The organism is Segeticoccus rhizosphaerae (assembly GCF_009192725.1).
Classification (GTDB): Bacteria; Actinomycetota; Actinomycetes; order Actinomycetales; family Dermatophilaceae; genus Segeticoccus; species Segeticoccus rhizosphaerae.
In genome coordinates, this window is the sequence record NZ_VOHR01000080.1 from 1 (window position 1) to 13,448 (window position 13,448).

The 13,448-nt window shown below is 69.0% G+C and carries 13 protein-coding genes and 1 pseudogene; 3 read left to right on the forward strand and 11 right to left on the reverse strand.

Annotated features, from left to right (window positions below; genetic code table 11):
* Positions 1–466: SDR family oxidoreductase (locus FRW57_RS08850; protein WP_152185831.1), on the forward strand; the 466-nt coding region annotated here is incomplete at its 5' end.
* Between the two features lie 5 nt (positions 467–471).
* On the opposite strand, the gene FRW57_RS08855 is transcribed toward FRW57_RS08850, so the two are convergent.
* The 7 genes from FRW57_RS08855 to FRW57_RS08885 all read right to left on the reverse strand — a co-directional run bounded on the left by FRW57_RS08855 (position 472) and on the right by FRW57_RS08885 (position 9,448).
* Positions 472–1,332 carry a carbohydrate ABC transporter permease gene (locus FRW57_RS08855; protein WP_137121581.1) on the reverse strand — a complete coding sequence of 287 codons (861 nt, stop codon included), beginning with the start codon at positions 1,330–1,332 and terminating at the stop codon, positions 472–474.
* The gene (locus FRW57_RS08860; RefSeq protein ID WP_202911527.1) at positions 1,329–2,282 is read right to left on the reverse strand and encodes a carbohydrate ABC transporter permease; all 954 of its coding nucleotides are present in this window, start codon (positions 2,280–2,282) and stop codon (positions 1,329–1,331) included. The genes FRW57_RS08855 and FRW57_RS08860 overlap by 4 nt, the downstream gene beginning before the upstream one ends.
* Positions 2,279–3,322, reverse strand: coding sequence for an ABC transporter ATP-binding protein (locus tag FRW57_RS08865; RefSeq protein WP_137121580.1), 1,044 nt, complete (start codon positions 3,320–3,322; stop codon positions 2,279–2,281). The genes FRW57_RS08860 and FRW57_RS08865 overlap by 4 nt, the downstream gene beginning before the upstream one ends.
* 24 nt (positions 3,323–3,346) lie before the next feature.
* Positions 3,347–4,804, reverse strand: coding sequence for an ABC transporter substrate-binding protein (locus FRW57_RS08870; protein ID WP_137121579.1), 1,458 nt, complete (start codon positions 4,802–4,804; stop codon positions 3,347–3,349).
* Between the two features lie 238 nt (positions 4,805–5,042).
* Complete coding sequence (locus FRW57_RS08875; protein ID WP_137121578.1) at positions 5,043–6,923, reverse strand: ABC transporter ATP-binding protein; 1,881 nt, start codon at positions 6,921–6,923, stop codon at positions 5,043–5,045.
* 87 nt (positions 6,924–7,010) lie between these two features.
* On the reverse strand, positions 7,011–7,823 hold the full coding sequence (locus FRW57_RS08880; RefSeq protein ID WP_238384675.1) for an enoyl-CoA hydratase/isomerase family protein: 813 nt from the start codon (positions 7,821–7,823) through the stop codon (positions 7,011–7,013).
* A gap of 26 nt (positions 7,824–7,849) precedes the next feature.
* Positions 7,850–9,448 (reverse strand): ABC-F family ATP-binding cassette domain-containing protein, encoded by a 1,599-nt coding sequence (locus FRW57_RS08885; RefSeq protein ID WP_137121577.1) that lies wholly within the window; start codon positions 9,446–9,448, stop codon positions 7,850–7,852.
* Between the two features lie 178 nt (positions 9,449–9,626).
* Here FRW57_RS08885 and ypfJ point away from each other — a divergent pair, with 178 nt between their 5' ends.
* Positions 9,627–10,532, forward strand: coding sequence for a KPN_02809 family neutral zinc metallopeptidase (gene ypfJ, locus FRW57_RS08890; RefSeq protein ID WP_137121576.1), 906 nt, complete (start codon positions 9,627–9,629; stop codon positions 10,530–10,532).
* A gap of 11 nt (positions 10,533–10,543) precedes the next feature.
* Positions 10,544–10,741: pseudogene (locus tag FRW57_RS08895) on the forward strand (antibiotic biosynthesis monooxygenase family protein); the annotation flags it as partial.
* Between the two features lie 402 nt (positions 10,742–11,143).
* Here FRW57_RS08895 and FRW57_RS08900 read toward each other — a convergent pair.
* The 4 genes from FRW57_RS08900 to FRW57_RS23120 form a co-directional block, all read right to left on the reverse strand.
* Positions 11,144–11,929, reverse strand: coding sequence for an MBL fold metallo-hydrolase (locus FRW57_RS08900; RefSeq protein WP_152185832.1), 786 nt, complete (start codon positions 11,927–11,929; stop codon positions 11,144–11,146).
* Between the two features lie 62 nt (positions 11,930–11,991).
* Positions 11,992–12,813 carry an alpha/beta fold hydrolase gene (locus FRW57_RS08905; RefSeq protein ID WP_238999379.1) on the reverse strand — a complete coding sequence of 274 codons (822 nt, stop codon included), beginning with the start codon at positions 12,811–12,813 and terminating at the stop codon, positions 11,992–11,994.
* Positions 12,803–13,108, reverse strand: a complete 306-nt coding sequence (locus FRW57_RS08910; RefSeq protein WP_152185833.1) for a transcriptional regulator — start codon at positions 13,106–13,108, stop codon at positions 12,803–12,805. Before FRW57_RS08910 ends, FRW57_RS08905 begins: the two co-directional genes overlap by 11 nt.
* Positions 13,109–13,250: 142 nt before the next feature.
* Positions 13,251–13,448: Vms1/Ankzf1 family peptidyl-tRNA hydrolase (locus FRW57_RS23120; protein WP_275263128.1), on the reverse strand; the 198-nt coding region annotated here is incomplete at its 5' end.

Here is a 13,448-nt window from a genome sequence, read left to right on the forward strand (position 1 = left end):
CGACGAACAGTGGCGTGCCGCCTTCGAGTCGGTGTTCCTCGGCGCCGTGCGGCTGGCGCGGACGGTGCTGGCGGCCGACCGCACCGAGCCCGCCGACGACCGCAGCGTCACCCTGGTGCTGTCGTCGTCGGTCCGCAGCCCCATCGGCGGCCTGGGCATCTCCAACGGCTTGCGCCCGGGCCTGGCCATGGCCGCCAAGACGCTCGCGGACGAGCACGGGCCGACCGGCGGCCGGGTCAACGTGCTGCTACCCGGCCGGATCGACACCGATCGGGTCCGCCAGCTCGACGCGAGCGGTGGTGACCCGGAGGCCAGCCGTGCCCGAGCCGTCGCCGGCATCCCGCTGCGCCGCTACGGCCGGCCGGAGGAGTTCGGCAAGGTGGCGGCCTTCGTCGCTTCACCGGCCGCCTCCTTCATGAGCGGCTCGGCGATCACGGTCGACGGTGGCATGGTTCGCACGCTGTAACGCCCTCAGCCCTTGACCGCGCCCAGGGTGAAGCCCTGGATGAACTTGCGCAGGAACAGGTTGTAGATGACCGCCACGGGGATCGCCACGATCATGGCGGACGCCATCAGCGACTGCCAGTAGAAGACGTCGCCCCGCACCAGGTTGGTCGGCACGCCGACACTGATCGTCATCTGCGAGGAGCTCGAGACGAACGCCAGGGCGTAGATGAAGTCCTGCATGGTGAGGGTGAAGGTGAACACGACCACGGTGAACAGGCCCGGCGCCACCAGGGGCAGCACCACTCGCACGAGCGCCCCGACCTTGCTGTAGCCGTCGACCTGCGCCTGTTCCTCGACGTCACGGGGCACCGACCTGAAGAAGCCGAGGAGCAGCCAGACCGACAGCGGGATCGTGAATCCGGGGTAGACCAGGACCAGCGACCAGATCGTGTCCTGCAGCCCCAGCACCGTGATCACCCGCGAGAGCGGAAGGAACAGGAGGGTCGGGGGGACGAGGTACACCACGAAGATGCCGATCGCCATGGGCAGCCCCCAGCGGCCGGTGAGCCGCGCCAGCGCGTAGGAGGCGGGCACACTGAGCACCAGCGTGATCCCGACGGTCACGATGCCGATCACGACGCTGTTGATGATGAAGTGCAGGTACGGCGTCGTGGTGAACAGGGTCGTGATGTTGTCCAGCGTGGGTGCCTGCGTGAACGCGAACGGGTTGTGGCCGGTGGTGTAGAGGTCCTGGTTGGTCTTGAACGTGGTGATGGTCGCCCACAGGAACGGGAACCCGCACAGGACGGCGAAGAAGAAGACGATCAGGTAGAGCCCGATGCTGCCGCGGATCGTCCGCGGCCTCCGTGCGGACGAGCTGCTCATGACTTCTCCCGCCGCCCGGAGGCCATCATGAGGACCACGATGGCCAGCCCGAGGAGGACCGGGAACATGAACAACGCGTCCGCGGCGCCGACCGCGAGGTTGCCCCCGTTGATGCCCTTGTAGAAGGCCCAGCTGGCGAGGACCTGGGTGGCGTCGCCCGGCCCACCGCCGGTCAGGATGAACACGACCGCCATGTCGGTGAAGGTGAACACGATCCCGAAGAGCACCGCCACGAGGATGACCGGCGCGAGCAGCGGGATCTGGATGCCGAAGAGCCGCCGCCAGAAGCCGGCACCGTCCACCTCGGCCTGCTCCTCGACGTCACGCGGGATCGACGACAGCCCGGCAAGCACGATCACGGTGGCCAGTGGCAGCGTCCGCCAGGTCTGGACGGCGATCACGCTCGCCGTGGCCAGCCCGGCGTGACCGAGCAGGTTGAGCTGCTCACCGGGCCCGATGACGTGCAGTTGCTGGGCGAACCAGTTGAAGGGCGTGAAGATCGAGTCGAGCATCCACAGCCAGATGATCGCCCCGAGCGCGACCGGGGTGGTCCAGGGCATCAGCACCAGGAACCGCACGAACCACTTGCCGCGGAAGTTGGCGGCCAGCGTGAACGCCAGGATGGTGCACAGCACCACCACCAGGGCCTGTGAGATCCCGGTGATGATGAACGTGTGCGCCACCACCGCCGGGAAGTGTGGGTCGTGGATGGCCGTCTTGAAGGTCGCCAGACCGGCGAAGTCGAACCGTGAGCTGCCGACGGTGACGTCGCTGAACGAGTACATGATCGCCAGCACGAGCGGATAGCCCACGACCAGGACCAGGTAGAGCACCGCGGGCCCCAGCATCAGCGAACCGAGCACGCCGTCGCGTTCGAGCGCGTAGCGCCGGCGCCTTGCGGGGCGCGCCCTGATCGCCGCGCTGGTCGTGTCCGCGTCGATCCTGCTCATGGCGTCCGGGTCCGCTGATCGGGTGCCACTCGCTCGCCGGTGTCCGGATCGAAGTAGCGCAGCTTGTCCAGCTCGACGGCGTACTTCTCGCGGGTGTCCGGTCGCGCGACGACGGTGAGCGTCGAGGGCAGTTTGGCAATGACCTTCGCCTCCGGGTCCAGCGCCGGGATCGAGCCGTAGACATAGCGGTCGGAGCCGAGGTTCTCCACGCGGGAGATCTCGAAGTCGCAGACCAGCTGGTCGTCGCGGCTGCCGACCGCCTCCAGCGGGAGCAGGTTCTCCGGCCGGAAGCCGACCAGCTTCCCGTCGGTCCTGATGATGTTCATCGGCGGGGCACCCACGAAGGTGGCCACGAACGTGGTCGCAGGGTTCGAGTAGATCTCCTCCGGCGTGCCGATCTGCTGTATCTGGCCGGCGTTCAACACCGCGATCCGGTCACCGAGTCCCATCGCCTCGACCTGGTCGTGGGTCACGTAGACCGTGGTGATGCCGACCCGCCGCTGAAACTCCTTGAGCTCGTCGCGTGCGCTGGTGCGCAGTTTCGCGTCGAGGTTGGACAGCGGCTCGTCGAACAAGAAGACCTGCGGTTCACGAACCATTGCGCGTGCCAACGCAACTCGCTGTCGCTCGCCACCGGACAGCTCCCGTGGTCGCCGGTCGAGCAGTCGCTGGATGCCCAGGATCCCGGCCGCCCATTCCACCTTGGCCGCCCACTCGGACTTGGGGACATGGGCTGCCGCGAGCGGGAAGACGATGTTCTTGCGCACCGTCTTGTGCGGGTAGAGCGCGTAGCTCTGGAAGACCATCGCGATCTTGCGGGCACGTGGTGGAAGATCCGTGACGACCTCCCCTCCGATCACGACGTCCCCGCCGGTGGGTCGCTCGAGTCCCGCGAGCAGCCGCAGCAGCGTGGTCTTGCCACAGCCGGACGGCCCGAGGAGCACCAGGTACTCGCCCTCCTCGGTGACCAGGTTGATGCCGTCGACTGCAGCCGTGCCGCCGAACTCCTTGCGGAGGTCGCGAACTTCGACGATCGCCATTGCCGAGCCGTCCTGCGCCCGCGGCTACTTCGTGCCGCCCACGAGGTCCTTGGCCCGCCACTTCTTGAAGATCGTCTCGCACTGCTGGTGTGCGGAGGCGACAGCGTCCTTGGCCGACGACTTGCCGCGTGCCACGTCGGCCATCATCGTCGACAACACGTTGGTGTCGAAGATCTCGCCGATGGCCGGGTTCGCCGGCCCGGGATGGCCGACGTTGGTGCTCCACTTCTCCGCGGTCGCCAACAGGTCGAGCTTGTCCGCCGGCTCGGACTTGAACGGGTCCTTCTTCAGCCAGCCGTCAAGGGCCGTGGTCACCGTGGGGTTCTTGAACGCGGGGAAGTCGTACAGCTCCGAGTTGTACGTTCCGTCGTGCGCGGCGGCCAGCAGCGCCATCAGGAAGGCCTTGCACTTGTCCACGTTCTTGGCCCAGTTCGGCATGATGTAGGACCGGACGACGTGCTGGCTGGCGAGAGCCATCCCGGTGGGCCCCTTGAGGGCGGGCAGGAAGTAGATGTCCTTCGCCGTGGCAGGGGTGCCGGCCTGGGCGCTGCGATAGGCCGAGATGGAGTTCAGGATGTAGGACAGCTGCCCCGCCACCAGACCCTGGTTGTTGGACGCGGCGGTCCAGCTGAAGACCTCCGAGCTCATCGCCTGCTTGAACAGCTTGGCCATGTACTCGGTGGCCTGCACGGTCTCGGGTGAGTTGAGCGTGACGTTCTCCTGGGCATCCTGCACCGAGCCGCCGTAGGACCAGATCAACGCCCGGGCTGCCATGTTGGAGTCGACTTCCGAGGACATCCCGATCCCCAGACGCACGCCCTTCTTCTGCTTGATCTCCGCGCCGCCGGTGAGCAGCTCTTCCCACGTGGTCGGCCCGTCCGCCATACCGACGTCGGTCCACAGGGACTTGCGGTAGTCGCCGGGGTCCGGCGTCCACGTGTGGCAGAACCCGTAGTACTTCTTCGTGTGCGGGTTGTAGCTGGAGAACTTGCAGAACGGAATCTGGTCGCCGTACTTCGCGACCGCCTCGGAGACCACGTCCGACAGGTCGTGCACGCTCGGCTCGTAGGCCGAGGGCGGGGTGATCCACTCGATCAGGTCGTGCCCGCTCTTGGCCGCGAACTCGGCGGCTGTCCGCGCAGGCAGGTCGGCCTGGTTGATGTGGTCGACGACGACGGTGACGCCGTTGCTCTGACCCCACTGCTTGGCCCACGTGTCGAACCACTTGTCGTAGCTCGGCACGAAGTGGCTCCACAGCAGGATCTTGATCTGCTTGCTTCCCCCGCCTCCCGCGCCGCCGGTGGCGGCGGCGGTGCCGGCTGCGGACGTGCTGGAGCTCGGCCCACTGCCTCCGGCGCAGGCGGTGAGCCCCATGGCGCCGGCCACGATGAGCCCTCCGCCGAGGAGCAGGTCTCGCCGGGGGATCACGACGGAGTCGATCAGGTGCTTGCTGGTGGGGCCGGGCAGCGGGTTGTCTGCCATCTGCGTCCTCCTCGGTCGCAGGGGCGCAAGCGGCAGCGGGTCCCGGATAGTCGGCTGTCGCCGTACCTCCTCATACCTGTGAGGTTCTCGCCCGTCCGCCGAAACGGCACCAGGGCCAGACATCCTCAGCACTCGGATTTTGCGAGCGCACTCTATGAATTTACGCGCGACGTCAAGGGCGGTCCACTCGTGCCGCAGCCGTCCGCACCCACCCGCCGTCGGCGGGCGTCACCGCGAGTCAGCTGACCGCCGCCTCGTCGACGGTCTCGGAGAACTGCGTGTGGTAGAGGTCGGCATACAGCCCGCCTTCGGCGAGCAGCTCGTGGTGGCGGCCCCGCTGCACGATCCGTCCGTCGTCGATGACGAGGATCTGGTCGGCTCCGCGGACGGTGGAGAGGCGGTGGGCGATCACCAGGGCCGTGCGCCCGGCGAGGGCGGTGTCGAGGGCCCGCTGGACGGCGACCTCGGACTCGCTGTCGAGGTGCGCGGTCGCTTCGTCGAGGACCACCAGGCCGGGTCCCTTCAACAGCAGTCGCGCAATGGCCAGCCGCTGCTTCTCCCCGCCGGACAACCGGTGGCCGCGGTCGCCGACGACCGTGTCCAGGCCCTCGGGCAGCTGCTCGACCAGCCGCCACACCTGGGCCGCACGAAGCGCCTCGTGCATCTCCTCCTCGGTCGCATCGGCACGGGCATAGGTCAGGTTGGCGCGGATCGTGTCGTGGAAGAGGTGGGCCTCCTGGGTGACCACACCCACCACATCGTGCAGCGAGGTCAGGTCGACCTCCCGCAGGTCGACGCCGTCGATCCGCACGGTGCCCTCGGTGGGGTCGTAGAGGCGTGCCACCAGGTTGGTCAGAGTGGTCTTGCCCGCGCCGCTGGGACCGACCAGCGCGATCAGCTGGCCGGGCTCGATGTGGAACGTGACGTCGTGCAGCACCGGATCGCCGCTCTTGCGGTCCAACGACATGACCCGCTCGAGCGAAGCCAGGGAGACCTCGTCCGCTGAGGGATAACGGAACCCGACGTTCTCGAAGTCGACGGTGACAGGTCCGTCGGGAAGCGGCCGTGGGTGCTCGGCCTCACGCACGATGGGCTGGAGGTCGAGCACCTCGAAGACCCGCTCGAAGGAGACGAGGGCGGTCATCACGTCGACCCGCACGTTGGACAACGCCGTGAGGGGGCCGTAGAGGCGGGCCAGCAGCGCGGCCAGCGCGACCAGGGTGCCCACGGTGAGGGTCCCGTTGACCGCCATGATGCCGCCCAGCCCATAGACCATGGCGGTCGCGAGGGACGCCACGAGGGTCAGCATGACCAGGAACACCGTGCGGTTCACGGCGATCCGGACGCCCATGTCGCGCACGCGACCGGCCCGCTCGGCATACTCCGCATCCTCGATCTCGGCGCGTCCGAAGAGCTTGACCAACAACGCTCCTGCCACGTTGAAGCGCTCGGTCATCCGGGACCCGAGATCGGCGTTGTAGTTCATCGACTCGTAGGTCAGGCCGGCAAGACGGCGTCCCATGAGGCGCGCGGGGATGAGGAAGAAGGGCAGCAGCGCCAGCGCGGCCAGGGTGAGCGGCCACGACATGTAGGCCATGGTGGTCACGATCAGGACGAGGGAGACCGCGTTGCTCACCACGCCCGACATCGTTGAGGTGAAAGCCTGTTGGGCACCGATGACGTCGGTGTTGAGGCGACTGACCAGGGCTCCGGTCTGCGCCCGCGTGAAGAACGCGATGGGCTGGCGCAGCACGTGCGCGAAGACCTCGGTCCGCAGGTCATAGATGAGGCCCTCGCCGATACGCGAGGAGTACCAGCGTTGCACCAGGGTCAGCACCGCGTCGAAGAGCGCGAGCAGTGCGACGAGCAGCGAGAACTCGATGACGACGGCACGGTCCTGGCGCACCACGCCCTTGTCGATGAGCTCTCGCAGGATGAGCGGCGTGGCGGCGGCCAGCGAGGCCGCGATGACCACGAGCACGAGGAAGACCACGATCGCGCGGCTGTAGGGCTTGGCGTAGCCCATGACCCGGCGTGCGGTGCCCGGCTTGAGCCGGTGCTGCGCGACGTCCTGGTCGCGCGTGTAGGAGCGCATCATGCCCCAGCCCGACATCGACATGCCTTCTCCACTCCACCCGCCCTGCCCGCTCACGCGGACGGCGGCTCGCCTCGTTGACCTCAGTCCGAGAACACCGCTGGCGGCCGGTTACTTCCCCTGCTCGGCCGCCATGGCGGTGAGCAGCCGGGACTGGGCGGCACGTTCGGCCGCGCACTGATCAGCTCCGGGGGCGTCGACTGCGTTGCGCAGCAACGGCTTCAGCTCCCGGAGCGCGGCCTGCGGTGCTTCCAGTATGGCGTCCGCCAGATCGCGCGTCGTCGCGTCCAGGTCGTCACGGGGCACAGCGAGCTGGGCCAGCCCCAGTCGGACCGCTTCGTCCGCGTGCACGAGGCGACCCGTGGCACAGATCTCGAGGGCCCGGGCGTACCCCACCTGCCGGACCAACGGGGCAGTGCCCCCGAGGTCGGGGACCAGGCCAAGACTCGTCTCCTTCATCGAGAACGCCACGTCGTCCGCGGCGACCCGGAGGTCACAGGCCAGTGCCAGCTGGAAGCCGGCGCCGATGGCGTGCCCCTGCACCGCCGCGATCGTGACGGCGGGCACCGAACCCCACACGGTGAAGCCCTCCTGGAACCCGCTGATCGACTCCTCCAGCGACGCGGCACCGCTGCGCGCCAGCGCCGGCAGCGACGTCTCCCCGGGGACACCATCAGGGGTGAACATGCGCCGGTCGAGGCCGGCGGAGAACGACGAACCGGCCCCACGCACGATGACGACCCCCACGTCCGGGCCGAGGCCCCTTCCCACCTGCGCGAGGGCCGACCACAGGCTCGGTGTCTGGGCGTTGAGGTGGGACGGGTCCTCCAGGGTCAGGACGACCAGACGGCCCTCCCTCTCGACGTGCAGCATCGGGTGCGGCCGGGTGGTCTCGGATCGTGGGGTCTCGGGTGGTGGCGTCACAGCCGAGACTGTAGGCGATCGCCCGCTCAGGCCAGCGCGACGAGGTCGCGGTAGTCGGCGCTCCAGTGGTCCTCGACGCCGTCCGGCAGCAGCAGCACCCGCTCGGGCTCCAGGGCCTCGACCGCGCCCTCGTCGTGGCTCACGAGCACGACGGCGCCCTTGTAGGTGCGCAGCGCTCCCAGGATCTCCTCGCGGGAGGCGGGATCGAGGTTGTTGGTGGGCTCGTCGAGCAGCAGGACGTTGGCCGAGGAGACCACGAGCAACGCCAGGGACAGCCGGGTCTTCTCACCGCCGGAGAGGACCCCGGCCGGCTTGTGCACGTCGTCGCCGCTGAACAGGAACGAGCCCAGCACCTTGCGGGTCTCGGTCTCGCCGAGGTCCGGCGCGGCACTCTTCATGTTCTCCAGGACGGTGCGGGTGACGTCGAGGTTCTCGTGCTCCTGGGCGTAGTAGCCGAGCTTGAGGCCATGGCCCGCCCGGACCTCGCCCGTGTCGGGCGAGTCGATCCCGGAGAGGATCCGCAGCAGGGTGGTCTTGCCTGCGCCGTTGAGACCCAGCACCACGACCCGCGAGCCCCGGTCGATGGCCAGGTCGACGTCGGTGAAGATCTCCAGGGAGCCGTAGGAGCGAGACAGGCCGCCTGCCGTGAGTGGGGTCTTCCCGCACGGCGACGGGTCGGGGAAGCGCAACTTCGCCACCTTGTCGCTGGCCCGCTCCCCCTCCAGGCCGGCGAGCATGCGCTCCGCACGACGAGCCATGTTCTGGGCTGCGACGGCCTTGGTCGCCTTCGCCCGCATCTTGTCTGCTTGCGCCAGCAGGGTGCTGGCCTTCTTCTCGACGTTGGCCCGCTCCCGGCGCCGGCGGCGTTCGTCGGTCTCGCGCTGCTGCAGGTAGGCCTTCCACCCGACGTTGTAGAGGTCCATCTCGGCCCGGTTGGCGTCCAGGTGGAAGACGCGGTTGACCACCGCCTCGAGCAGGTCGACGTCGTGGCTGATGACCACGAGTCCGCCCTGGTAGGCCTTGAGGTGGTCGCGCAGCCACAGGACGGAGTCGGCGTCGAGGTGGTTGGTGGGCTCGTCCAGCAGCAGGGTCTGGGCGCCGGAGAAGAGGATCCGCGACAGCTCGACGCGCCGTCGCTGGCCGCCGCTGAGCGTCTCCAGCCGCTGGTCGAGGATCCGCTCCTCGAGCCCCAGGCTGGAGGCGATCGAGGCGGCCTCGGACTCGGCCGCATAACCGCCGCGCGCCGTGAACTCCGCCTCGAGCCGCGTGTAGCGGGCCATCGCCCTGTCGCGCGTCTCGTCGTCAGCACTGGCCATGGCGCCCTCGGTGTCGCGCAGCTGACGGATGATGACATCGAGCCCCCGGGCGGAGAGGATGCGGTCGCGTGCCAGGACCTGCAGGTCGCCCGTGCGCGGGTCCTGCGGCAGGTAGCCGACCTCGCCCGAGCTCATGACCTGCCCCTGCGCCGGGGCGCCGACCCCGGCCAGGACCTTGGTCAGTGTGGTCTTCCCCGCGCCGTTGCGGCCGACCAGTCCGATCCGGTCGCCCGAAGCGATGCGGAACGTCGCCCCCTCCAGCAGCAGGCGGGCGCCGGCGCGCAGCTCGATGCCGGTGGCGGCGATCACGGCGGGTCCTCCTTCGGTCGATTCTGCGGCGCACTGCGCCGGACGGCGTCACACGGTCCCGGGCACAGCACGGCACCAGTCCGCACGGGGCGGAGATCGGTGTGACCGGGGATCTGGTGGTTAGTCTACGTGCAGCATTGGCACCGGGCGGCCACGCCCGTACACGGCCGGAGGGCCCATGAGCTTCAACGACAACGTGCAGATCGACACCTCGTCCACGAGCGGCGGAGGGGGTGGGCGTGGACCCGGCGGTGGCGTGGCGGTCGGCGGGGTCGGCGGCGTGATCCTGCTGATCATCGCGCTCCTCTTCGGCGGAGGCGACATCTTCGGCGGCTCGGGCTCGCCGGGCGGTCAGGCCGCGCCTCAGCAACAGCAGCAGGGCTCCTCCGAGCAGTTCGCCAAGTGCAAGACGGGCGCGGACGCCAACAAGTACGTCGAGTGCCGTGTCATTGCCACCCAGAACAGTGTGGAGGCGTACTGGAAGAAGGAGCTGCCCCGTTACGGCCAGAACTACACCAAGGCGCAGCTGGTCCTCTACCAGGGATCCACGCAGAGCGCTTGCGGCCTCGCGTCCAATGCGGTCGGACCCTTCTACTGCCCCACCGACCAGACGGTCTACATCGATGCCAGCTTCTTCGACGAGCTGACCAACCGCTTCGGCGCCGACAGCGGTGCCCTGGCCCAGGAGTATGTCGTGGCTCACGAGTACGGCCACCACGTCCAGGACCTGCTCGGACTGCTCCAGAACGCCCAGCAGGACCCCCAGGGTGCCGAGAGCGGTGCGGTGCGCACGGAGCTGATGGCCGACTGCTTCGCCGGCCTGTGGGCGCACAGCGCCGCCAACACCAAGGACGCCAACGGCACGACCTACCTCAAGCCGTTGACGCAACGGGACGTGCAGTCGGCGCTCTCCGCCGCGGCGGCCGTGGGCGACGACCGGATCCAGCAGAAGGCCCAGGGCCGGGTGACGCCGGAGTCGTGGACCCACGGCTCGAGTGCCGAGCGGCAGAAGTGGTTTCTCACCGGCTACCAGAGCGGCGACGTGAACCAGTGCGACACCTTCAACGCAGCGAGCCTGGGCTGACGCGCATGCTGATGCTGCACGGACGTCTGGCATCGGTCCCGGGACGGAGGGACGAGCTCTTGGGCATTCTCCTCGAGGGCCAGGACTCCGAGCCCATGCCCGGCTGTCGCCTCTACCTCGTTGCCCTCGACGTAGACGATCCGGACGGCGTCTGGGTCACGGAGGTGTGGGACTCCGAGGACGCCCACACCGCTTCCCTCGAGCTCGAACACGTGAGGGAACGGATCACCCGTGCCATGCCGTTGATCGACCGATCCGGCATGCGGCAACAACGCCTCGACCCACGAGGTGGCGTGCCGGACGCAAAGGCCCTGAGCCACGTGGGGCCAGCCCTCCTGATCATGCCCCCAGCCGCGACACCCTACCGGCCACAGGCACCGGCGAACCCCGTGACACCCGCTAGCCACACGACCTGCGGGAAGCGCCTCCGGACGGACGCCGGCGGAACCTTGCTTCGATGGGGCCATCGCCGAAGCGTGCCCGAGCCACGACGAGCAGCAGGCTCCAGGCATCACTGGACCGGCTCGCCATACTCGCCGAGAACGAGTGAGCCGGCCGCTGGCGCAAGCTGGGGGCCGGCGCCTCGCGGCACGCGATCCGCTGCCGGCCGGTCAACGGAGCCGGACGGCAAGGTCCGCCTCCGACAGTTCGTCGGCGAGGACCACGGGGCCGTCATACTCCTGCCTGGCCTGCTGCTGCGAGCGCTTCCGATCGTTGCCCGGCCAGAAGTGAGTGAGGACAAGGCGGCCGACATCGGCTCGACGCGCGAGACGCCCGGCGTCGATGGAGGTCATGAGCAGCGGGTCCTCGGGGGACCCAGGGTGCTGCTGCGTCCGGTCGGTCGCCTCGCACAACAAGAGGTCGCATCCACCGGCGAGCTGTTCCAGCTGCGGGCACGGGGCCGTGTCCCCGGTGTAGACGAAGGAGCCTGCGGGTGCATCGAAACGGACGGCGACGTTGGGGAGGTGGTGCGGGGTCGTGACCGCGGTGAGTCGCCAGGGCCCCACGACGATCTCACCAGGCAGGGCCACGAAGTCGAGGACCTGACTCGGGCCGTCAGGATCCTCGGGGTCGATCCCCGACAGGGTCTGCATCACCTGCGGTGGCGCGTACAAGGGCAGTCGGTGCCCTGTCCCGTGCTTGGGGGCTGCATAGCGCCGCGCCCGGTAGAGCCCGTGGACGTCCACGAGATGGTCGGGATGGGCGTGTGTCACCACGACCGAGTCAACCTTTTCCGCGTCGCCACCCAGCACCGTCATCAGCCGGGACAGCGCACCGTAACCCAGGTCGACCACCACTCGATGGCCGTCCAGCACCAGCAAGAGGCCGGCGCACGCTCTGCCGGGCTCGGGCCACGCACCGCAACTGCCCAGGATCCGCACGCTTGCGTTGGTCACTCGGCACAGCCTAGGGAAGCGAGGCCCCGTCGGAGCAGCGTGCGCCGAGAGCCAGAGCCACCTCAGACGTCCCCGGCTCGCCCCCGCAGGAAGCGCCGCACCGTGGACGAGACGTCCCCGGCGAACTCGTCGAAGAAGCCGTGCCGACCCGCCGTGGTCGTGACGAGCTCGGCTCCGCGGATGCGCTCGGCGATGAGCTGGGCGTTCACGACGGGCGCCATCAGGTCATCGCTGCCGTGCATCACCAGCGTCGGCACAGCGACCTCGCCGAGCCGGTCCGCAGCATCGTGCCGAGCGCTGACGCGCAGGTGGAGAGCCTGCGCCCGCGAGGTCATCGTCGGGTCCCCCAGCAGCTGGCTGCACCGTCCGTGTCCGAACCAGTCGGGGGTGTACATCAGCCGCAGCAGAGCTCGCGTGCGCTCACGCGGATCTGGTTGCGACAGCTCCCTCCTGACTTCCTGGCTCCGCTCGACGGCGACCACGCCACCGGGCGACGTGCAGGCCAGCACCAGCCTCTCGACGTGCCCGGGAGACTGTATGGCGAGCATCTGTGCCACCCGTCCGCCCATGGACGTGCCGTAGACGAAAGCACGCGGCACTCCCGACGCGTCGAGCACCTCGCGGGCGTCGTCCGCGAAGAGGCTGGTGGACCACTTGTCCTCCGCGGCGCGCGTCCCACCCGTCCCGCGGTAGTCGAAGGTGATGGTGCGGTGGGTGTCGGCGAACCGCTCCCGCAGACGCGTCCACCACGTGTGCGAATTGGCTTGTCCCTGCAGAAGGAGCAGCGCCGGCGCGTCGGCTCGGCCTGACTCCTGCACGGCGAGTGCGGTTCCATCGGCAAGCTCCACGATGCTGTGCCGCACCACGGACTGCTCAGGCCTCACCGAGCAACTCCGTGAGGGTGTGGCGGTAGCGGTCGAACGCCGCCTGTCCCGCGGACGTGATGTGCACCGAGGTCTCCGTGCTCCCCCGACGTCGCGACTTGGCCATCTCCACGTAGCCGCCCTCGTCCAGCTTGCGCAAGTGGGTGATGAGGTTGCCTGCCGTCAGATCGAGCAGCTGCTGCAGCCGCGCGAAACTGAGCGTGTTGTCGGCGCCGATCCCGGCCAGGGTCACCATGATCCGCAGCCTGGCAGGAGCGTGGATCAACGAATCGAGACCCTCGGTGGCCGCGCTCATGTGCCGGAGCCGCCTCTCGCGCGGGCGTCCGGCGAGTCACGCTCCTCGTCCGGCACCAGCGTTCCTCTCGACCGACAACTTTGCGCTGCAAACCTACCTCGCCACTCATGCTTGGGCAACATCCGCTCGCGTCACCCGGTGACTAGAGCGCGCCCCGGTCGCGCAGCCTCGGCTCACCGCGCGGGCTCCTGTCGCCGGACAGCGGTTCGTCAATGCCGATCCGCACGGACCTGCCCCGCTCCACCGCCTGTCGCAGGACCTCGAGCCGCGGGTCCGGCAGGTTCCACAGCTCCCGGCGCGGCAGCCGCGCCAAGGCGGCCAGCCGGCGGTCGAGATCGGA